This window comes from Micromonospora olivasterospora (genome assembly GCF_007830265.1).
Taxonomy (GTDB): domain Bacteria; phylum Actinomycetota; class Actinomycetes; order Mycobacteriales; family Micromonosporaceae; genus Micromonospora; species Micromonospora olivasterospora.
On record NZ_VLKE01000001.1, the window covers coordinates 4,459,473 to 4,478,529 of the forward strand.

The 19,057-nt window shown below is 75.2% G+C and carries 19 protein-coding genes and 1 pseudogene; 9 read left to right on the top strand and 11 right to left on the bottom strand.

From position 1 onward, the window contains the following. Positions 1-45 precede the first annotated feature (45 nt). From JD77_RS20595 to JD77_RS20605, 3 genes are all read left to right on the top strand, one after another. Positions 46-1,536 carry a phosphatase PAP2 family protein gene (locus tag JD77_RS20595; RefSeq protein ID WP_145775777.1) on the top strand — a complete coding sequence of 497 codons (1,491 nt, stop codon included), beginning with the start codon at positions 46-48 and terminating at the stop codon, positions 1,534-1,536. A gap of 155 nt (positions 1,537-1,691) precedes the next feature. Then, the gene (locus JD77_RS20600; RefSeq protein WP_145775778.1) at positions 1,692-2,501 is read left to right on the top strand and encodes an endonuclease/exonuclease/phosphatase family protein; all 810 of its coding nucleotides are present in this window, start codon (positions 1,692-1,694) and stop codon (positions 2,499-2,501) included. A gap of 32 nt (positions 2,502-2,533) precedes the next feature. Further along, positions 2,534-3,469 (top strand): hypothetical protein, encoded by a 936-nt coding sequence (locus JD77_RS20605; protein WP_145775779.1) that lies wholly within the window; start codon positions 2,534-2,536, stop codon positions 3,467-3,469. A gap of 406 nt (positions 3,470-3,875) precedes the next feature. Here JD77_RS20605 and JD77_RS20615 read toward each other — a convergent pair whose 3' ends face one another. The 4 genes from JD77_RS20615 to JD77_RS20630 all read right to left on the bottom strand — a co-directional run bounded on the left by JD77_RS20615 (position 3,876) and on the right by JD77_RS20630 (position 8,275). Continuing rightward, on the bottom strand, positions 3,876-5,198 hold the full coding sequence (locus tag JD77_RS20615) for an IS110 family RNA-guided transposase (RefSeq protein WP_145773015.1): 1,323 nt from the start codon (positions 5,196-5,198) through the stop codon (positions 3,876-3,878). Positions 5,199-5,518: 320 nt separating this feature from the next. After that, the gene (locus JD77_RS20620; protein WP_145775781.1) at positions 5,519-6,481 is read right to left on the bottom strand and encodes a TIGR03557 family F420-dependent LLM class oxidoreductase; all 963 of its coding nucleotides are present in this window, start codon (positions 6,479-6,481) and stop codon (positions 5,519-5,521) included. Between the two features lie 141 nt (positions 6,482-6,622). Continuing rightward, complete coding sequence (locus tag JD77_RS20625) at positions 6,623-7,816, bottom strand: RNA polymerase sigma factor (RefSeq protein WP_246140781.1); 1,194 nt, start codon at positions 7,814-7,816, stop codon at positions 6,623-6,625. A 66-nt stretch (positions 7,817-7,882) separates the two neighbouring features. Continuing rightward, a complete protein-coding gene (locus JD77_RS20630; RefSeq protein ID WP_211372833.1) occupies positions 7,883-8,275 on the bottom strand; it encodes a YciI family protein in 393 nt (130 codons plus the stop codon). A 186-nt stretch (positions 8,276-8,461) separates the two neighbouring features. Between JD77_RS20630 and JD77_RS32255 the strand changes: the two genes are divergently transcribed. Both JD77_RS32255 and JD77_RS20635 read left to right on the top strand, forming a co-directional pair. Continuing rightward, positions 8,462-8,605 carry a hypothetical protein gene (locus JD77_RS32255; RefSeq protein WP_170286494.1) on the top strand — a complete coding sequence of 48 codons (144 nt, stop codon included), beginning with the start codon at positions 8,462-8,464 and terminating at the stop codon, positions 8,603-8,605. A gap of 105 nt (positions 8,606-8,710) precedes the next feature. Then, complete coding sequence (locus JD77_RS20635; protein WP_145775784.1) at positions 8,711-9,694, top strand: sporulation protein; 984 nt, start codon at positions 8,711-8,713, stop codon at positions 9,692-9,694. Positions 9,695-9,769: 75 nt separating this feature from the next. Here JD77_RS20635 and JD77_RS20640 read toward each other — a convergent pair whose 3' ends face one another. Continuing rightward, a complete protein-coding gene (locus JD77_RS20640; RefSeq protein ID WP_145775785.1) occupies positions 9,770-10,147 on the bottom strand; it encodes a hypothetical protein in 378 nt (125 codons plus the stop codon). 178 nt (positions 10,148-10,325) lie between these two features. Continuing rightward, complete coding sequence (locus JD77_RS34800) at positions 10,326-10,454, bottom strand: hypothetical protein (protein WP_281292107.1); 129 nt, start codon at positions 10,452-10,454, stop codon at positions 10,326-10,328. 164 nt (positions 10,455-10,618) lie between these two features. Between JD77_RS34800 and JD77_RS20645 the strand changes: the two genes are divergently transcribed. Further along, positions 10,619-11,026: a hypothetical protein gene (locus JD77_RS20645; RefSeq protein ID WP_145775786.1), complete on the top strand. Its 408-nt coding sequence runs from the start codon at positions 10,619-10,621 to the stop codon at positions 11,024-11,026. Positions 11,027-11,127: 101 nt separating this feature from the next. On the opposite strand, the gene JD77_RS20650 is transcribed toward JD77_RS20645, so the two are convergent. Beyond that, positions 11,128-13,422 carry a HelD family protein gene (locus JD77_RS20650; RefSeq protein WP_145775787.1) on the bottom strand — a complete coding sequence of 765 codons (2,295 nt, stop codon included), beginning with the start codon at positions 13,420-13,422 and terminating at the stop codon, positions 11,128-11,130. A 151-nt stretch (positions 13,423-13,573) separates the two neighbouring features. On the opposite strand from JD77_RS20650, the gene JD77_RS20655 reads away from it, so the two are divergent. Beyond that, positions 13,574-14,200, top strand: coding sequence for an SGNH/GDSL hydrolase family protein (locus tag JD77_RS20655; protein WP_145775788.1), 627 nt, complete (start codon positions 13,574-13,576; stop codon positions 14,198-14,200). A 208-nt stretch (positions 14,201-14,408) separates the two neighbouring features. Here the strand turns inward: JD77_RS20655 and JD77_RS33850 are convergent, their stop codons facing one another. The 3 genes from JD77_RS33850 to JD77_RS20670 are packed head-to-tail and all read right to left on the bottom strand — an operon-like array spanning position 14,409 to position 16,852. Continuing rightward, positions 14,409-14,591: a hypothetical protein gene (locus tag JD77_RS33850; RefSeq protein WP_246140783.1), complete on the bottom strand. Its 183-nt coding sequence runs from the start codon at positions 14,589-14,591 to the stop codon at positions 14,409-14,411. After that, positions 14,585-16,333 carry a tetratricopeptide repeat protein gene (locus JD77_RS20665; protein WP_342799655.1) on the bottom strand — a complete coding sequence of 583 codons (1,749 nt, stop codon included), beginning with the start codon at positions 16,331-16,333 and terminating at the stop codon, positions 14,585-14,587. The genes JD77_RS33850 and JD77_RS20665 overlap by 7 nt, the downstream gene beginning before the upstream one ends. 60 nt (positions 16,334-16,393) lie before the next feature. Continuing rightward, positions 16,394-16,852, bottom strand: coding sequence for a MarR family winged helix-turn-helix transcriptional regulator (locus JD77_RS20670; RefSeq protein ID WP_145777696.1), 459 nt, complete (start codon positions 16,850-16,852; stop codon positions 16,394-16,396). A gap of 50 nt (positions 16,853-16,902) precedes the next feature. Here JD77_RS20670 and JD77_RS20675 point away from each other — a divergent pair, with 50 nt between their 5' ends. Both JD77_RS20675 and JD77_RS20680 read left to right on the top strand, forming a co-directional pair. Further along, positions 16,903-17,424 (top strand): VOC family protein, encoded by a 522-nt coding sequence (locus JD77_RS20675; RefSeq protein WP_145775789.1) that lies wholly within the window; start codon positions 16,903-16,905, stop codon positions 17,422-17,424. Between the two features lie 152 nt (positions 17,425-17,576). Next, a pseudogene (locus tag JD77_RS20680) lies at positions 17,577-18,526 on the top strand (hypothetical protein). Here the strand turns inward: JD77_RS20680 and JD77_RS20685 are convergent. Continuing rightward, positions 18,492-19,013, bottom strand: a complete 522-nt coding sequence (locus JD77_RS20685) for a potassium channel family protein (protein ID WP_145775790.1) — start codon at positions 19,011-19,013, stop codon at positions 18,492-18,494. The pseudogene JD77_RS20680 and the gene JD77_RS20685 sit on opposite strands and share 35 nt — an antisense overlap. Positions 19,014-19,057: the final 44 nt, after the last annotated feature.

The window sequence follows — 19,057 nt, forward strand, 5'->3', positions numbered from 1 at the left end:
CGATCGGGTAAAGCGCCACGCCAGGGGACACGAGGGAGGTGCGGGGTGACTGCGGTGAAGGAGGCGGCCCGTCGCCCGCTCGGCCACTTCGCCGAGCGGAGCGTGGCCGGGCTGCTGGCCGTCGCCGGCGCGGGGGCGGGGTTCGGCCTGCTGCTGATTCTCGTCCGGTTCCACTGGAGTCCGCTGTACCACGCCGACCGCGAGGCCGCCGAGTGGTTCAACGCCCTCGTGGCGCCGCGCCACGCCCTGGTCACCGTCCTGCAGGCGGTCACCGACCTGGGTGGGCGGCCGGTGCTGATCTGGCTGGTCAGCGTCGCCGTCGTCGGCCTGCTGATCCGGCGGCAGGCCCGGCTCGCGGTCTACCTCATCGTCACCGGCGTCGGCGGGCTGGTCCTCGACCCGTCGCTGAAGGCCCTCGTCGGCCGGCTCCGCCCCGTCGTGGACGTGCCGGTAGCCAGCGCGCCCGGCAACAGCTTCCCCAGCGGTCACGCCCTCGGCTCGTTCGTCGCGTACGGGGCGCTGCTGCTGGTGTTCCTGCCGGCCATGGCGCCCCGCTGGCGCAGGCCGGCGATCGCCCTGGTCGCGCTGCTGGTGACGCTGGTCGGGCTGACCCGGATCGCGCTGGGCGTGCACTACGTCTCCGACGTGGTCGGCGGCTGGCTGCTCGGCGCGGCGTGGCTGGGCGTCACCGCGTACGCCTTCCGGCTGTGGCGGCGCGAGCGCGGCCGGCCGGTTCCCCCGCTGACCGAGGGCCTGGAACCGGAGGCGGGGCACGACATCGCCCCCGCCCCGGCCGAGGAGCACGTCCTGGAGCATCCGCGGTCCGCCGTCGCCGAGCTGCTGGTCGGCTGGGTGCTCGTGTTCGGCGCCCTGTACGCCTTCGGCGTCTACGTCACTCGGTACGCCGAGGGCACCGTGTTCGGCGCCCTGGACACCGCGGTACCGCGCTGGTTCGCCGAGCGGCACACCGCCGGCCTCGACGAGCTGAGCTGGTGGTGGAGCAAGTTCGGCGACACCCACGCCATCCTGCTCGTCTCGCTGGTCTTCTGCCCGGTCGTGCTGGCGGTGTGGCGGCGCTGGCGGCCGGTGCTGTTCGTGGCGCTGGCGATGTTCGGCGAGCTGACCCTCTTCCTCGCCGCCGCCGCCGCGGTCGACCGGCCCCGCCCATCGGTGGAGAATCTGGACGGGCCGATGCCGACCTCGTCGTTCCCGTCCGGCCACATCGCCGCCACCATCTGCCTCTGGACGGCGATCGCGCTGCTCGTGTTCCCCCGCACCGCCCGCTGGTGGCGCTGGGTGTTCGTGGCGCTGGCCGTGCTCATGCCGGTCGGCGTGGCCGTCTCCCGGATGTACCGGGGCATGCACCACCCGACCGACTTCATGGGCGCGATCCTGCTCGGCGCCCCCTGGCTGGGGCTGCTGTACTGGGCGATCCGCCCGAACGCCGACGTGCGCGCGGGCAACCGGCCCGCCATCCGGCCCGCCCAGGTGAGCGAGCTGGACGACGAGCTGGCCAAGGCCGCCCGCCCGGACTGACCCGCCGCCATGCGCCGCCCGTCGCCCGCCGGTGCCCGCCGTCCCGTGCCGCCCGCCGGTGCCCGCGGTCCCGTGCCGCCCGCCGGTGCCCGCCGCCCCGCGTCGCCCACGGACCGGGGGCGTGCCGGGCCGCGCCCGACCATCCGGAGCAGGCCGTGCTGCGCGTAATGACCTGGAACATCAAGACCGGCGGCCGGGACCGGGCCGGTCCGGGCCGGCTGGACCGGGTGGCCCGGGTCGTCGCCGCACACCGGCCGGACCTGCTCGCCGTGCAGGAGCTGCGGGGCTTCGACGCGGGCGGCGTGTCGGCCGGCTTCGCCGCCGAGCTTGGCATGCGCCCGTACCTGGCCCGGTCCTGCTTCGGCCAGCCGGTCGCCGTGCTCGTCCGCCCGCCGCTGCGGGTGCTCGCGGCGGGCCCGGTGCGCCGCCCGTTCCACCACGCCGCCCAGCGGGTGACGGTGGCCACCGACGCGGGGCCGCTCACCGTGATCGCCAGCCACCTGCACCCGTACTGCGGGCTGCGGCGCCGGGTCGAGGCCGGCTGGCTGGCCGCCGCCGTACGCCGGTCGCCCGGCCCGCTGGCCCTGGTGGCCGGGGACCTTAACACCCTCGACCCGGACACCGACCACACCGCGCGGATCGCCCGGCTGCCGCCCGCGTACCGGCGTCGCCACCTGCGCCGGGACGGCCGCACGCCGGACATCCGGGCCGTCGCCCGGCTCGCCGCCGCCGGTCTGGTCGACCTGTCCGCGCCCGCCCCCGGCGACCCGCCCGACGAGGGCCTGACCGCGCCCACCCGGTACGGCGGCGGTGCGGAGTTCTCCGGCATGCGCCTGGACTACCTGTTCGCCACCCCGGCCCTGGCCCGCCTGGTCCGTGTGCACGCCGTCGCGCGCGGTGGCGAGATCGAGTACGCCTCCGACCACTACCCGCTGCTGGCGGACCTCGACCTTAGCCCGGCCTGACCTGCTTGTCGCCTCCCGCTACCCTCTGCCGCGTGAGCGGCACCCTTGAGCAGCAGGGCGGCGTCGACGCGGCTCGCATCCGCCAACCGGAGCCACCCCCGCTGGTCGCCGCGGTCGCCCGGGGCGTGGCCCTGGTCGTGGTGCTGCCCGTCCGGCTGGCCTGGGAGTTGCTGGTCGTGACCGCCGGGTGGCTGAGACGCCGGGTGCTCGGCCCGCTCGGCCGGGTCCTGAGCGACTGGGTACTGCGCCCGCTCGGCTGGTTCCTGCACCGGGTGCTGTGGGTCCCGCTGGCCTGGGCGGCCCTGCACCTGCTCTGGCGTCCGCTGATGTGGGCAGCCGTGCACCTGCTCTGGCGTCCGCTGGTCTGGGTGGCCGTGCACCTGCTCTGGCGTCCGCTGGTCTGGGTGGCCGTGCACCTGCTCTGGCGTCCGCTGGTCTGGCTGGTCCGGGTGCTGGCGTGGCCGGCGCTGCGGTGGCTGGGGACGGCGGTGGCCTGGACGGTCCGCGTCCTGCTCGGGCTTCCGCTCCTCTGGCTGGCCCGCCACCTGTTGGTACGCCCGGCGCGCTGGCTGTGGCGGGCACTCGCCCCGGCGTTCGCCGCCGTCGGGCGCGGCCTGTGGTGGCTCGTCCGGCTGCTGGTCGGCGCGCTCGCGTACGGCTGGCGACTGGCCGGCCGTCTCCTCAACCTTTTGTACCGCGCGGTGCTGCGCCCGGTCGGCCGCGCCCTGCGCTGGGCGGCCTCCCTCCTCGTCGGCGCGACCCGCTGGGCCTGGCGGCACACGGTCGTCCCGGTGGGCAGGTCGCTGGGCTGGGCCTGGCGGCACACGGCCCTCTCCGTCGGCCGGGCGCTGCGCGCCGCCTGGCGGGCCACGGTCACCCCGGCGGCCCGGTGGGTGCGCGACTCGGTCCTCGCCCCGGCCCGCCGCACCACCCGCGACCTGCTGTCCGCCCTCTCCCCCCGTCGCTAACCCCGCGCGCCCGCCCCGCGCGCCCGCCCCGCGCGCCCGCCCCGCGCGCCCGCCCCGCGCGCCCGCCCCGCGCGCCCGCCCCGCGCGCCCGCCCCGCGCGCCCGCCCCGCGCGCCCGCCCGCGCGCCCGCCCCGCGCGCCCGCCCCGCGCGCCCGCCCCGCGCGCCCGCCCCGCGCGCCCGCCCCGCGCGCCCGCCCCGCGCGCCCGCCCCGCGCGCCCGCCCCGCGCGCCCGCCCCGCGCGCCGCCCCGCGCGCCCGCCCCCGCCCCCCCCGCCCCCGCCCCCCGCCCCCCCCGCCCCCCCGCCCCCGCGATCTGACCGGTAAATGACCTGTACCACGACGGGTTTTGGGCGCGGTGGGCTGGCCCGGTGTTGATGGCCAGCCCGGGCGGGGTGGGGGTGTGGGGTCAGGTTGTCGGTTGCAGGGTGACGGTGTGGCCGAGGGCTTCGAGTTGCCGGACCAGGCTGTTGATCTTCCGGGTGGTGTTGATACGGCGTTCGTGGAAGTCGGCGCCGAGATCGTGGTAACGGGCGGTTGGGTCGTTGAGCAGGTGCCAGATGATCACGAGGATGGAGCGGGCGACGGCGACCTTGGCCTTGCCTTTGCCTCGACGTGTGACCAGACGCCGGTAGCGTTCGGACAGGAACGTTCCCTTGCCGCGGGCGACGGTGGCTGCGGCCATACCGAGGGCGCCTTTGAGGTACGGATTGCCTTTGCCTGTCTTGCCCGCGGTGAGGCTGGTACCGGACTGGATGGTGCGCGGACACAGCTTCGCCCAGGACACCAGGTGCGCCGCGGTGGGGAACCGTGTCATGTCCAGACCGATCTCGGCGATGATCAGTTGCGCGGACTCGGTGCTGATGCCCGGGATCTCGGCCAGGCGCCGCCGGGCGTCTGGCGCCGGGGTGTCGCCGTCGCCGCCGCCCGGCTGGGACGGTGGGTCGATGTCGTCGAGTATCTGCCCGATCCGTGTGGTGAGTTTCGCGATCTCGGTGTCGAGGCGGTCGATCTGGTCGAGCAGGATCCGGGCCAACTCGCCGTGATGGTCGTCGAAGCGGCCGGTGAGTGCCTCGATGAGGGCGTTGCGTTTGCGGCGCAGCGCTCCGTGGGCCAGCGAGGCGAGGGTCGCCGGATCACGTTGACCGGCGATCAACGCCTCAACCATGTCCCGCGTCGACACCGTCCGCAGGGTGGAGGCCACCGACGACACCTTGATCAGGGCGTCTTCAAGCAGTTTCTCCAACCTCGACCAGTAGCGGGTCCGGTCCCGGACCAGATCCACCCGCATCCGGGTGTAGTCACGCAACACCCGCACCGGAGCCGCAGGCACGAACGAGGGCCGCAACAGGCCCTTCTCGGTGAGCTTGGCCAACCACACCGCGTCCAGCTTGTCGGTCTTCGGCCGCCCGGGCACGTTCTTGACGTCACGGGCGTTGACCAACTGCACGTCCAACCCGGCTGCCTCGAACAGGTAGAACCAGATCCGCCAGTAGTCCGACGTGCTTTCCACGGTGACCTTCTCCACCCCCGCCGCCACCAGATCGGCGGCAAGGTCACTGACCGCGTTCGTGGTCGCCGTCACCTGCCACACCCGGCTCACCCGCCGCCCACCCGCGGCGGGTAGCCGGGTACACACCATCCCCGACTCCTTGGCCACATCGACCGCACACACCCGCTCCCAGACCTTCTCGCTGTCAGCGTCCGGGATCTCTTCGGGTAACCCGCGCATCCGCCCGCGTCCCTCCTCACCGTGATCGACCAGTGGGTAGGTCGCCCGGGGGCCTCGGTCGGGAACCGAAAATCTGACCGGCGTGCTCGAAGCAACAGTGCGTGACCCACAAGAGTCCGGGCCCCGGCGCCAGACTTGCAGACGGCCTCAACTAGACCAAGATCGATCGGCGTCGGCGGGCGACCTGTCCACCATTTTCACGCCTGCGAGGCGTCCCGAAAAGACCGGGTGACTTGCAGTTTCGGCCCGGTCAAAGGGTGCGAAACGCCCGGATCGGGGGCCACAAGTGCAAGATCGCGGAGGTGAAGGGGGCGGGGCGGTCAGAGGTCGCGGAGGCGGGGGAGGAGCGCGTCCCGGGCCCAGTCGAGGAACATCGGCTGGGTGCCACCGCCGACCTGGACGAGCGCCACGTGGGTGAAGCCGGCGTCGACGAACTTCTTGAACGCCTCGACGTGCCGGTCGACGTCCGGGCCGCAGGAGATGCCCTGGGCCACGTCCTCCTCCCGGACGAACTGGGTGGCGGCGGCGAACGAGTCCGGCCCCGGCAGTTCGGCGTTGACCTTCCAGCCCAGGCCGAACCAGCGGAACTGGTCATGCACGATCTTGCGGCACTCCGCCTCGTCGGGGCCGTAGCAGATGGCCACCTGCCCGTACCGGGGCTGGCCGGCGCCGCCCGCGTCCTCGTACAGCCGCACGAGGTGCGCGTCCGGCTCGGTGGCGATGACGCCGTCGGCGTACTCGGCGGCGAGGGCCGCCGACTGTGGGCCGGACGCGGCGACGGCCATCGGCACCGGCCGCTCCGGGCGGTCCCAGACGTACGCGTCCGGCACGTCGAAGTGGTTGCCGGAGAAAGTCAGCGTCTCGCCGGCCAGCAGCGGCCGGATGATCTGCAACGCCTCCTCGAACATCTCGTGCCGCTGCTCCACGTGCGGCCAGCCGCCGACGACGTGCTCGTTGAGGTTCTCCCCGGCGCCGAGCCCGAGGGTGAACCGGCCGTCGGAGAGCACCCCGACCGTGCTGGCCTTCTGCGCCACCACCGCCGGGTGGTAGCGGCGGATCGGGCAGGTCACGAACGACATCAGCCCGGCCCGGCTGGTGGCGTGGGCGACCGCGCCGAGCACCGACCAGGCGTACGGGGAATGGCCCTGCGAGTCCAGCCAGGGGTAGTAGTGGTCGGAGACGACCAGGTGGTCGAAGCCGGCCGCCTCGGCGCGTACCGCGTAGTCGACCAGCTGCTTCGGGCCGGCCTGCTCGCACAACAGGGTGTAGCCGACGTTGACCATCGTGGCATCTCCTTCCTCCCGATCGTCCCCGGATACCCCGGTCGGGGCGGGTCAATCCCCTCGCGTCCGCTTCGGGCCCCGGGCCGGCCGACCCGTCGGGCCCGCCGGGGGTCCGGTCGCCTCGGGTACGCGTCGGGCGGCTCAGGCGTCCGCGTCGGCGAGGCGGGCGGCGCGCATCCGCAGGTAGTGCTGCTCCGGAAGGCTCGTCGTCCGGTCGGCGGCGGCCCGGTAGTGGGTCATGGCCCGCGGCGCGTCGCCCGCCATCTCGTACAGGTGCGCCCGCGCCGCGTGCAGCCGGTGGTGCCCGGCCAGCCGCGGGTCGGCGTCCAGCGCGGCCAGGGCGTCGAGCCCGACGGCCGGGCCGTGCGCCATCGCGGTCGCCACCGCCCGGTTCAGCGACACCACCGGGTTGGCGGACAGCTTCTCCAGCACCTCGTAGAGCGCGAGGATCTGCGGCCAGTCCGTCCGCTCGGCCGTGGGCGCCTCGTCGTGCAGGGCGGCGATGGCGGCCTGGAGCTGGTACGGGCCGACCGGGCCACGGGCTATCGCCGCCGTGACCAGCGCCGTCCCCTCGGCGATCGCCGCCGCGTCCCAGCGGTCGCGGTCCTGGTCGGCCAGCGAGATCAGCTCGCCCGACGGGCCGGTGCGCGCGGCTGCGCGGGCCTCGGTGAGCAGCATCAGCGCGAGCAGGCCGGTCACCTCGCTGTCGTGGGGCAGCAGCGCGTGCATCGCCCGGGTCAGCCGGATCGCCTCCTCGGACAGGTCCACCCGGCGCAGGTCCGCACCGAGGCTGGCGGTGTGGCCCTCGGTGAAGATCAGGTAGAGCACGTGCAGCACGGCGGCGAGCCGTTGCTCCCGCTCCGCCGGCTCCGGCATCCGGAACGGGACGCCCGAGCCGCGGATGCTCTGCTTCGCCCGGCTGATCCGCTGCGCCATGGTGGCCTCGGGCACGAGGAACGCGCGGGCGATCTCGGCCGTGCTGAGCCCGCCGACCGCCCGCAGGGTCAGCGCGATGGCGGATCCCGTCGACAGGCTGGGATGGCAGCACAGGAACAGCAGGACGAGCGTGTCGTCGCGGTCCGCGGGCAGCTCCTCGTCGGCCGCCGGGGCCGCACGACGGTGGTCCGGCTCGCGCCGGGCCGCGCGCTGCTCGCGCTCGCGGCGGGCCGTCTCGCCGCGCACCAGCTCGATCATCCGCCGGTACGCGACCTGCACCAGCCAGCCCCGCGGGTTGTCCGGCAGCCCCTCGTCGGGCCACTGGGTGGCCGCGGCCAGCAGTGCCTCCTGCACCGCGTCCTCGGCGGTGGCGAAGTCACCGAACCGACGGGCGAGCACGCCGAGGACCTGCGGCGCCAGCTCGCGCAGCAGGTCCTCGACGGTCGGCTCCCGGGCGTCCAGGGGTCACATCTCCTGCGGCGGCGCCGACATGACGGGGTGCACCTCGATCGGCATGTTCAGCGGCCGGCCGCCGGGGCCGGGCGCCGTCGAGATGTGCGCCGCGATCTTCACCGCCCGCTCCGGGCTCTCGCAGTCGACGATCCAGTACCCGGCGAGGAACTCCTTGGTCTCGGCGAACGGGCCCTCGGTGACGACCGGCGCGCCGTTGGCGCCCGCCCGCACGACCCGGGCCTGCTGCGGGCCGCCCAGCCCCTGGGCGTCCACCCACTCCCCGTCGGCGCGGAGCTTGGCGTTGACATCCTGCATGAAGCCGATGTGCGCCCGGATCTCCTCCGGCGACCAGGTGTCGATCGACGGGAAGTCGGTGTTGGCGGCGCTGAACTGCATCAACAGCATGTACTTCACGGCTGGCTCCTCACGGCTGCGCACCGATTCTCGGTGCTTTCGCCCGTAGGTAGAAGCCGCCACCCCGCCCTCGACATCCGCGGCCGGGAAATTTCCCGGAGTTCCCCACCAGCCAGCGCGGAAGGGGACGCGGCAGCCGCCGACGCGAGGTGCCGCGTCGGGCAGCACCAGGAGGCAATGGCCGCGCTCGACTCGCCGCTCCAGCGCTTCGCCGCCGACCACGCCGAACGACTGGAGGCGCTCGGCGACAGGCCGGGTGAACTGCGGCAGCAGGCCAGGACAGCGGCGGCGCGGATCGACCTCGCCGTGACGTGGCTGTAGCGGCTCAACAGCTTCACAGGCACTTCACAGCGGCTACGGTTAGGCTCCCCGGTTGAGTGGCGGCGTTCCAGGGTGGGACGCGCGCCTCCGTCAGCGGGAGTGACGATGGTCTTCAAGAAGATGTTGAGCGCGTTCGGCGTGGGCGGCCCCAGCGTGGACACGGTGCTGGCCAACCCGAACACCCGGCCCGGCCTCGCGCTCGAGGGCCAGGTCAACCTGGTCGGCGGCGACAGCCCGGCGGCCATCGAGCACATCGCCGTCAGCCTGGTCACCCGGGTCGAGATCGAGGGCGGCGACCACGAGTACGCGGGCATCATGGAGTTTTACCGGATGCCGGTCAGCGGTGCCTTCGAGCTGGCGCCGAAGCAGCAGCTGTCGATCCCGTTCCAGCTGCCGGTGCCGTGGGAGACCCCGATCACCGACGTGTACGGCCAGCGCCTGCACGGCATGACAATGGGCCTGCGGACCGAGGTGGCGGTGGCCCGGGCGGTCGACAAGAGCGACCTCGACCAGGTGGCGGTCCACCCGCTGCCGGTGCACGAGCGCATCCTGGACGCGTTCGCCCGGCTCGGCTTCCGGTTCAAGGGCGCCGACCTGGAGCGCGGCCACATCTACGGCGTGCAGCAGACGCTGCCGTTCTACCAGGAGATCGAGTACTTCGCCGCGCCGCAGTACGCGGCGCAGGGCGTCAACGAGGTCGAGCTGACCTTCGTCACCAGCCAGAGCGGCATCGACGTGGTGCTCGAGTGCGACAAGCGGGGCGGCTTCCTCACCCCCGGCCACGACGTGTTCGGCCGGTACACGGTGGCGCACGCCGACGCCGACCGCGTCGACTGGGTGCAGGTGGTCGACGGCTGGCTGCGGGAGACCACCGGGCGCTACGGGCAGCTGCGCGGCCAGGCGGGCTTCGGCGCCCCGCACGGCTACCACGCGCCGCACGGCCACCACGGCCACGGCCGGGGCCCGGGGATGGGCGGGGTCGTGGCCGGCGCCGCGCTGGGCGCGGTCGGCGGCCTGGTCGCCGGGGAGATGATCGAGGACGCCATCGAGGGCGACTTCGCCGAGGACTGGGGCTTCGGCGACGACTGACCGTCGACACACGACGGCGGCCTCCGGGAGTGCTCCCGGAGGCCGCCGTTCCGCTCGGGGCGGATCACCGCCCGGTCAGTGCCGGGCCTTGCGCTCGGTGGCGCTGCGGTAGTTGCTCCCCGCCTTGGCCAGGCCCCGGCTGCCCAGGTAGCCGATCGTCAGCAGGGTGATGAAGAACCAGGCCTGCGGCGCGCGGAAGATGTCCACGCCGACCGAGTTCTTGCCGACCAGGTACGAGGCGATCAGCACCGCCGCGACCGAGGCGGCGTAGACCCAGAACTCGGTGGTCTTGAACGCGTTCTTGGTCTCGGTGCCGGGCGCCTGCATCGCCTCCCGGTGCCCGTCGTACATCGCCGGCATCGGCCGGGTGGGCGCCTCCTGCATCGGGCGGTTCGGCGCCTCCTGCGCCGTCGGCCGGTTCATGGGCCTGGTGGATGCGGCCTGCGTGCTCATCTGGTCCTCCTCAGGATTTGATGAGTCTTACCTCGCCCCCGCCCCGCTACCGCGTGTCGGCCACGGCACGGTTCGCGTTCCCGGCGGGGGCACCCCCCGTCTACCCGGAGGCCCGGCGGGGTAACGCCCGGCGGGCCCCTGATGACAGCCGTCAGCGCAGGCCGTTGCCCAGCGACGCTCACCGGCACGTCCGGGTCCGAGTGACGACGCCGTCCCCGCCCAGTTCTATCCCGCGCTGCATGACCGTCGCGTCGCCGGCCGGGTGCGGGGCGACCTTCAGCCCGTACCGCGGCTGGAGGGTCCGCACGTCCGGTCCGTGGAGGTACGCCGGGTTCTCCCGGGATACCAGTACGGTGCGGGCGGCCGGCGGGCGAAGCCCGGATGAACCGGGGCGGGCGTCCCCCGGGCGTGGGTTTGGCCGGCGGGTCTCCGGGCACGCAGGACGATCCGGAAACCTGCGAGGTGATGGACGTGCGTGAGGACGACAGGATGCGGGAGTCCGCCCGCAAGGCCGAGGACCGGATCGCCCGCGGCGTGTACGGCGCGGGAGCGATCGACGAGGTCACCGTCCCGCCGACCGACGAGCTACGGGTCATCCAGGAGGAGGACCCGTACGACCCGGCGCATCAGCCGGTGGACCAGGGGACGCTACGCGACGGCGGGCCCACACGCGGGCAGGGCGCGGTCACCACGACCGGCGGCACGGCCGGCCCGGCGAGCACCCGGCGGCTGGCCCGGCAGCCGGAGCGGCACCGGGGGAAGGTGGCGCCGACCACCACCGGGGACGCCACGACCGGCGGCCTGAGCACGCCAGCGGGCGGCTCCACCAGCGACAAGTCGAGCACCGGCGGCCAGGTGGGCAACTTCACCGACGAGTGAGGCCCCGGCGGCGATCGTGGACCGTCCACGATCGCCGCCAGCCCCGATCGGCGCGCGGTTGGTCACCGGCGGGGCGTCGACCAAGCGGGCCGGCGGCGGCCTCAGCCGGCGCGGAGCACGCCGAGGCGCTGGGTGGCGCGGGTGAGGGCCACGTACAGATCGCTGTGCCCGCGCGGCGACTCGGCCACGATGCGTTCCGGGTCGGCCACCAGGACGGAGTCGAACTCCAGCCCCTTGGCCTGCCCGACGGTGAGCACCACCACCCGGCTCTCCAACTCGGGTTGCTCGCCGACCGCCGCCTCCGGCAGCGTCGCCACGACGGCGGCGCCCAGCTCGTCGACCCGGCCCGCCGGCACGATCACCCCGAGGCGGCCGTCGGTCAGCGCGGCGGCCTCGGCCACCGCGGCGTCGGTCAGCGCGGCGGCCAGCCGGCCGGCCGGCACCGTACGGTCCCAGGGCGGCACCCCGCTCTCCCGCACCGAGCGCGGCGGGCTCAGGTGCGGGTCGATCTCGGCCAGCACCCGGGCCGCCACCGCCATGATCTCGGCGGGGGTGCGGTAACTGACGGTCAGCTCCTCCAGCCGCCAGCGCTGCGCCACGTACGGCTCCAGCGCGTCCGCCCAGGAGCCGGTGCCCGCCAGCGCCCCGGTCTGCGCCACGTCCCCGACGATCGTCATCGACCGGCTCGGGCACCGGCGCATCAGCAGCCGCCAGGCCATCGGCGACAGCTCCTGCGCCTCGTCGACGATGACGTGCCCGAACGCCCAGCGCCGGTCGGCGGCGGCCCGCTGGGCGGTGGTCAGCCGGTCGCCCTCCTCCTGGCGTTCCAGCAGCCGGTCGGCGTCCAGCAGGTCGGTGACGCCGAGGATCTCGCCGCCGTCCGCCTCGTCCTCCACGTCGATGGAGCGGGAACCACGGGCGATCTCCAGCACGCCCTCGGCGTACTCGCGCTGGAGGGCACGGACGCGGGCCCGGCGCGCCTCGGCGGCCCGCTCGTCCTCGCCGAGCAGCTCGGCGGCCTCGTCCAGCAGCGGCACGTCGGCCGGGGTCCAGCCGCCGCCCGGCGCGCGGTGCAGCAGGGCCCGCTCGGCGTCGGTCAACCCGGGCGCGGCGACGGCGATCCGGGCCGGGTCGGCGTACAGGTCGGCGAGCAGGCGCTGCGGGGTGAGCACCGGCCAGAGCTGGTCCAGGGTGGCGCGGACCTCGGCCTCCTCGCGCAGCTCGCGGCGGATCTCCGCGCGGTCGGCCTCCTCCAGCAGGTTCTCCCCGCCCAGCGGGTCGGCGCCGATCCGCTCGGCGACCTGGTCGGCGAGCGCGTGCACGATCTCGACGTCGAACAGGGCACGGGCCAGGTTGTGCGGCCGGCCCGCGCGGCGGACCCGGTCCCGGGCCGCCCGTACGGTCTCCGGGTCCAGCCGCAGCACCTCCCGCTCGACCTCGATCTCCAGCGGCTCGTCGGGCACCCACTGCCGGTCCCGCACGGCCGCCGCCAGCACCTCGGCCAGCTCCGCCCGCCCCTTGAGGGCGGCGACCTCCGCCGGCTCCGCGCGCCGGGCGTTCACCCCGGGGAACAGGTCGCCCTGGGTACGCAGCAGCACGCCGGTCTCGGCCAGCGCCGGGAGCACCTGCGAGATGTAGCGCAGGAACGTCTCGTTCGGGCCGACCAGCAGCACGCCCCGGCTGGACAGCACCTGGCGGTGGGTGTAGAGCAGGTACGCCGCGCGGTGCAGCGCGACGGCGGTCTTCCCGGTGCCCGGGCCGCCCTGGACCACCAGCACCCCGGGCAGGTCGGCGCGGATGATGCGGTCCTGCTCGGCCTGGATGGTCTCGACGATGTCGCGCATCCGGCCGGTGCGGCCGGCGTTGAGCGCGGCGAGCAGGGACGCCTCGCCGGTCAGCTCCTCGTGCGCGGTGGGGGAGGCGGCGGCCAGGTCGAGCACCTCGTCGTTGACCGCGGTCACCTTCCGCTGCCGGGTACGCAGGTGCCGGCGCCGCCGTAGGCCCTGCGGGTTGGCGGCGGTGGCCAGGTAGAAGGCTCGGGCGGCGGGGGCCCGCCAGTCCATCAGCAGCGGGTCGTAGTCGCCGCCGGTGTCGAAGATCCCGATCCGGCCGACGTAGCGGCGGGCGCCGTCGTCGGTGTCCAGCCGGCCGAAGCAGAGCCCGTTCTCCACCGCCGAGTACTGCTCGACCTGTTCGGCGTACATCCGGACGGTGTCGTCGCGCTGGGACTGCGCCTGCCTGGTGCCGCCGGTGGCGCGCAGTTCCGCGGTGAGCCGCTCGGCGGCCTGCTCCCGCATTCCGTCGAGCCGCGCGTAGAGCATGGAGACGTACTCCTGCTCGTGGCCGATCTCGTCGTCGTGCCGCAGCTCGCCGGGACCGTCCGAGTGCCTTGACAAGCCTTCTCCCTAGTGATTAGAATTGCTTGGGAACGGCATTATTCGCCGTTCTTTTTTTGTGCCTGAATTGCAGAAGATACCGCGCGTCGACCCCTTCCACCAAGCAATCCGGGCGGGGCACGCCGCCGGGTCGGGGAACGGGGGTCGCGGGTTGCTGCTGGGTGCCGGTCAACGGATCGTCTTCATCGGGGACAGCATCACCGACTGCGGTCGCCGCGACGGCGCCGCCCCGTACGGCGACGGCTATGTCAGCCTGGTCCACGCCTTCGTCACCGCCCGGCACCCGGAGCTGGGGTTGACCTGGGTCAACCGGGGGATCAGCGGGAACACCGTCCGGGACCTGGCGGCCCGCTGGGAGTCCGACGCGATCGGCGAGCGCCCCGACTGGCTGTCCGTGATGATCGGGATCAACGACATCTGGCGGGCGTTCACCCCGGGTCGGGGGGCCGAGGCGGTGCCGATCGACGAGTACGAGCGGACGTTGCGCGTCCTGCTCCGCCGGGCCGTGGACGCGACGGGCTGCCGGTTGGTGCTCGCCGACCCGTTCCTCATCGAACCGGACGTCGACGAGCCGCAGCGCGCGCAGACCGACCGGTACGCGGCCGTGGTCGCCGCCCTGGCCAAGGACTTCGAGGCCGTGCATGTGCCCACCCAGGCGGCCTTCGACCGGGTGTTGGCGCACACCCCGCCCGGCCACTGGGCCCCAGACCGGGTCCACCCGGCCCTGCCCGGCCACGCGGTCATCGCCGACGCCTTCCTGTCCACCCTAACCCCCTAACCGCCCCCCGCCCCGCCCCGCCCCCGCCCCCCGCCCCCGCCCCCGCCCCCCGCCCCCGCCCCCCGCGCCCCCCGCCCCCCGCCCTCCCGCCCCCCGCCCCCGCGATCTTGCACTTTCGGCCCCGACAAACCGGGCGAACAGCTCATATCGAGGGCAGAAAGTGCAAGATCGCGGGGAACAGGGGCGGGGGCGGGGGGCGGGCGGTCGGTCAGCGGCGGCGGGTGCAGATCTGGTCGGTCTGGCCGACCGTGTCGACCGACCAGACGACGGCGACCGTGAAGCAGTAGTCGTCGCTGCCGTTCAGGCCGTAGACCAGGTAGCTCGTGCTGCCCGCCGGCAGGGTCTCGAACGCGCGCGGCTGCTGCCCCGACGGGCCGCCCGCGATCACCACCGGCCCGCTCGCCCCGGGCGGGTACGTCCAACGCAGCGCGATGTTGTCCCGGTTGTCCCGCAGGGTGATCCCGCCGGGAGGCGTGCCCGGCGAGGCGGCGGCCTGCGGGCTGCCTGTCGGGCCGGGATTCGGCGCCGAGCCCGACGGCCGGGGCCTGCCGGAGCGGTCGCCGACGGCCCCGGACCGGTTCGCGGGCTGTCGACCCGGGCGACCCCGGCGACCACCGCCGCCGTGCCGAGCACCACCACGGCCACGCCGCCGACCAGCACGAGCGGGGTGAGTCGGCGCGGGGGCGGCGCGGGCGGGCGGGGGACCAGCACCGGGAGCAGCCGCGACGGCTCCGGCGGAGCCGCGGACGGGCGCACGGCCCGTACCCCCGTGCGCTCCGCGGCGCCGCCGGTCGGGGGCTGCCCGCCCCTGGCGGCAAGGCCGACCACCCCGGGCGGCACCGCCCCCTCCGCGGGCCACCCGGGCCGGGACGCCCACCGGTCGTCGTCCGGCGCGTCGGGGCCATCCGGTGCGCCGTGCCGCCGCAGCCACGGGTCGCCGTCCTCGGCCGGCGCCGGGGCCTCCGGTGCGTCGTGCCGCCGCAGCCACGCGTCGTCGCCCCCGACGGCCGACGGGTCGTGCGCCGGCGGCCACGCGTCGTTGTCCCGCTCGGGCGTCGGATCGCCGGGCGTCGCCGGTGACCGCGGCCACGCCTCGTCGTCCCAGGCCGGCGCCGAGCCGTCGGGTGCCGGGTGCGACCGCGGCCACGCCTCGTCGTCCTGCCCGGTGGCCGGGTCGTCCGGGTCGGTGTGCCGCCCGAGCCGCGCGTCGTCCTCGCCGGTCCCGGGCGGGTCGTCCGCGCCGCCGTGCCCCGCCGAGGCCTCCGGGGGCAGGCGGGGCGTGGGGACTCCGGGCGGGTGCGGGTCGTCGTCCGCCGGCCACGTCGGCTGGTACGTCGGCGGTCCCTCGGCCGGCGGCGGCACCCGGGCCGCCGGCACCACGGGCGGTTCGCGCTCCGGCGGTACGGGCGGCGCCTCCGTTTCGGCCGGCCCGGGCCCGGCGCACACGTGGGCGGGGTTGGCCGCCGCCCGGGCCAGGGCCGACACCTGCACCGCGAGCGGGTCGTCCGGGGCGAGGTGCCGCCGGCACAGCTCCCGGGCCAGGGCCAGGTTGTCGTGCGCCTCGGCGAACTCGCCGCAGTCGCGCCGCATCGACCCGAGCCGGGCCAGCATCTTGATCCCGCTGGGGTGCCCGTCGCCGTACACCTCGCGGTGCAGCTCCCAGGCGTCCTGCAGGCGATCCCGGGCCACCCGGCACTGGCCCCGGGCGTACTCCACGGTGGCCAGGTCGGCGTGGGCGGCGAGCACCCGCAGCGACTCCGGCCCGTCCGACGCGGTCAGCTCGATGATGACGTCGGCGTAGAGCCGGGCGGCGCGAGCGTAGCTGCCGACCCGGTGCAGCACCGCTGCCAGGGTCGCCGCCGCCGACACCGTACGCGGGTCGGCCCGCCCGTGCAGGCGGGTCGCCGCCGCGTACGCGAAGGCGGCCCAGCCCCGTGCGGAGTGCGGCTCGCCGAGCGCGACCAGGACCCGGGCCTGGAGCCCGGCGGCGTCGGCCAGCTCGGGCGAGGCGCGCTCGGGGCGCGGGTCGGCGTCGCTGAGCGCGTCGGAGAGCAGCTGCTGCGCGCCGGCGAGGTCGCCGGCGGACACCAGGTGGCTCGCCTGGACAGTCAGATCACCGAAGCCGGAGGGCACGCCCCATCGTGGCCGTCCCGCGACGATAAGTACAAGACCCGGACGATCGCGATTCGGTCGTCAACCGGTCAGGTGGTCCACCATGGTCTCGCTGATTCGGCGCAGCTGGTCGACCTGGGCCGGGCTGAGCGCGTCGAACAGGTGCCGGCGTACCCCCTCGACGTGGCCGGGCGCGGCGGCGGCGAGCGCGGCGAAGCCGGCGTCGGTCAGTACGGCCACCTGCCCGCGCCGGTCGGTCGGACACGCCTCGCGCCGGACCCACCCGGACGCCTCCAGCCGGGTCGCCGCGTGCGAGAGCCGGCTGCGCGAGGAGCCGGTGGCGTCGGCGAGCTCGCTCATCCGCAGGCGCCGCCCGGGCGCCTCGGAGAGGCGGACCAGGACCTCGTAGTACGCGTGCGGCATCCCCGCGTCGCGCTGCAGCTCGCGGTCGAGGGTCTCCATGAGCGCACGGGTGGCGGTGAGGTACGCGCGCCAGGTGTGCTGCTCGTCGGCGTCCAGCCAGCGGGTCATGACCGCCATCATAGGACAAGTGGTTGAGCGTTCAACCAGACCACGCTAGCGTGGACGCCATGGGAATCCACCGCCTCAACCACGCCGTCCTCTACGTCGGTGACCTGGCCCGCAGCATCACCTTCTACCGTGACGTGCTCGGCTTCCGCGTGGTGCCGATGACCCCGGACGGGTTCCGCGGCGCCGCCTTCCTCCAGGCCCCCGGCTCCACCAACGACCACGACCTCGGCCTGTTCGAGGTCGGCCGGGGCGCCGGGCGCTCCACCGCCGGCCGGGCCACCGTCGGCCTCTACCACCTGGCCTGGGAGGTCGACACCCTCGACGAGCTGGCCGCCACCGCCGAGCGGCTGGCCGCTGCCGGCGCCCTGGTCGGCAGCTCCGACCACGGCACCACGAAGAGCCTCTACGGGCAGGACCCGGACGGGCTGGAGTTCGAGGTCGTCTGGCTGGTCCCCGCCGACCGGCTCGACGACGCCGCGCTGGCCGCCCGCAAGCGCATCGGCCGGCTCGACCTCGACCGCGAGCGGCAGCGCTACGGCGGCCAGACCCGCGGCGGCATCGGGATCTCCGTACCGGCCTGACCGGCACGCGCCGGCGCGGCGACCGGGGTGCGGCGACCGGGGTGCGGCGCTGGCCCGGCGGATCGGGGGTGTGGCGACCGGGGTGCGGCGCTGGCCCGGCGGATCGGGGGTGCGCCGTGCCCGGGCGCGCGCCGGTGCGGTAGAACGTCAGGATGCCGACCGACGCCGTTGTCCGCGAGCTGCTCGTCCGCCAGCTCGACGCCTGGTTGCCGGCCGCGCGGCAGCGCGCCCGGCGGGCCACCCTCGCCCTGGCGTACGCCGGCAGCGACGACGGCGGCGCGGACGCTGCGCTGCGGGCGGTGGCGGCGTACGCCGACCGGCTGCACGGGTTCCGCCTGACCGTGCTGGTGCTCGCCCAGGGCACCGAGGACCTGCCCGCCCGGCTCGGCGCGGTCGAGGCGGCCCTCCCCGCCGAGGTGGCGGTGCATGTGATGCCCGGCGATCCGGCGCGGCTGCCGGTGGCGCTCAAGGCCGCCGGGGCGGCCGCCGCGCCGCTGCTCACCGTGGCCCACGGGGCGGCCCGGTGCCGGCCCTGCTCGCCGCCGCCCGCACCGGCCGCCCGGCTGACCTGCTGCTGGTGGCCGAGCCCGGCGCACCCCTGCGGCCGCGGCTGTCGGCGGCGGGCTTCCCGCTGGTCGCCGAGGCCGACCTGGTGGTGGGCCCCGCCTCGGACGCGGTCGTGCCGGCCCCGGAAACGCACGGCGCGCCGCCCGGTGGGTCCGTGCTGCGGCTCGCGTTCGCGACCGGGTCGGACCGGAGCCTGACGGCGTTCAAGGACGCGCTCTGGGTGGCCGGCGAGGTCGCTTCGGCCCGCTACCGGGACCCGGCCGACCCGGGCGGACCCGCCGTCGAGGTCTCGGCCGAGCCGGACGCGGATCCGCTCGGCCGGGAACTGCTCGCCGAACTGGTCCGCACCGGTCCCCGTACGCTGACCGAGCTGCGCCGGCACACCCTCACCGAGACCCTCTACCGGGCGACGGACGCGACCCGGGCGGTAACCGCCCTGCTGGCCGCCGGTGCGGTGGCCCGAGACCCCGAGCACGGCCGGCTCGGCGGTGACGTGCTGATCATCGCCCGCCCGGGCGCCGGGTCAGCTGCCTGACCACGAGGGAGACGCCGGTGGTGATCACCCCGATGCTGAACACCATCTGGAGGCTGACGACCACGCGGGCGAACTGCCCGTGGGCGTACACGTCGCCGTACCCGACGGTGGTCAGGGTGGCCAGCGCGAAGTAGAGCGCGTCGACCCGGGTGGCCAGGCCCACGAACTGGCCCGGCGCGGTCTGCGCGATGACGTAGTCGGCGAGCGCGAAGGTGAGCAGCCCGGCGACCAGGGCCACGGCGAGGTGGACCAGCGCGCGGACCGGCACCGTACCCGGGATCTCGGGCGCGGCGAGCTGTCGGCGTACCTGGGCCGTGACCAGCCAGGCGACGGTGAGCACCAGCGCGGCCGTCCCCGCCGCGCGCAGCATCAGCCGCAGCCCGTTCGGGTCCGACCGCACCGGCACCGCAAAGTAGGCCACCACCAGCAGCGCGCACGCCAGCGACGCCCGGCGGCGCTCACGTCGGTAGGGCCGCTGCGGGGTCATGGGGCGATTGTGCGCCCGGCCGCCGCGGCGGGCCGGCCCTTCGG

What these genes read in the sequence shown, in the direction of transcription:
- JD77_RS20615 (WP_145773015.1), bottom strand. Translation starts at nt 5,198, where the DNA reads ATGCGCGGGTTACCCGAAGAGATCCCGGACGCTGACAGCGAGAAGGTC.
- JD77_RS20620 (WP_145775781.1), bottom strand. Translation starts at nt 6,481, where the DNA reads ATGGTCAACGTCGGCTACACCCTGTTGTGCGAGCAGGCCGGCCCGAAG.
- JD77_RS20630 (WP_211372833.1), bottom strand. Translation starts at nt 8,275, where the DNA reads ATGCTGTTGATGCAGTTCAGCGCCGCCAACACCGACTTCCCGTCGATC.
- JD77_RS32255 (WP_170286494.1), top strand. Translation starts at nt 8,462, where the DNA reads ATGGCCGCGCTCGACTCGCCGCTCCAGCGCTTCGCCGCCGACCACGCC.
- JD77_RS20635 (WP_145775784.1), top strand. Translation starts at nt 8,711, where the DNA reads ATGGTCTTCAAGAAGATGTTGAGCGCGTTCGGCGTGGGCGGCCCCAGC.
- JD77_RS20640 (WP_145775785.1), bottom strand. Translation starts at nt 10,147, where the DNA reads ATGAGCACGCAGGCCGCATCCACCAGGCCCATGAACCGGCCGACGGCG.
- JD77_RS20670 (WP_145777696.1), bottom strand. Translation starts at nt 16,852, where the DNA reads ATGGCGGTCATGACCCGCTGGCTGGACGCCGACGAGCAGCACACCTGG.
- JD77_RS20675 (WP_145775789.1), top strand. Translation starts at nt 16,903, where the DNA reads ATGGGAATCCACCGCCTCAACCACGCCGTCCTCTACGTCGGTGACCTG.
- JD77_RS20685 (WP_145775790.1), bottom strand. Translation starts at nt 19,013, where the DNA reads ATGACCCCGCAGCGGCCCTACCGACGTGAGCGCCGCCGGGCGTCGCTG.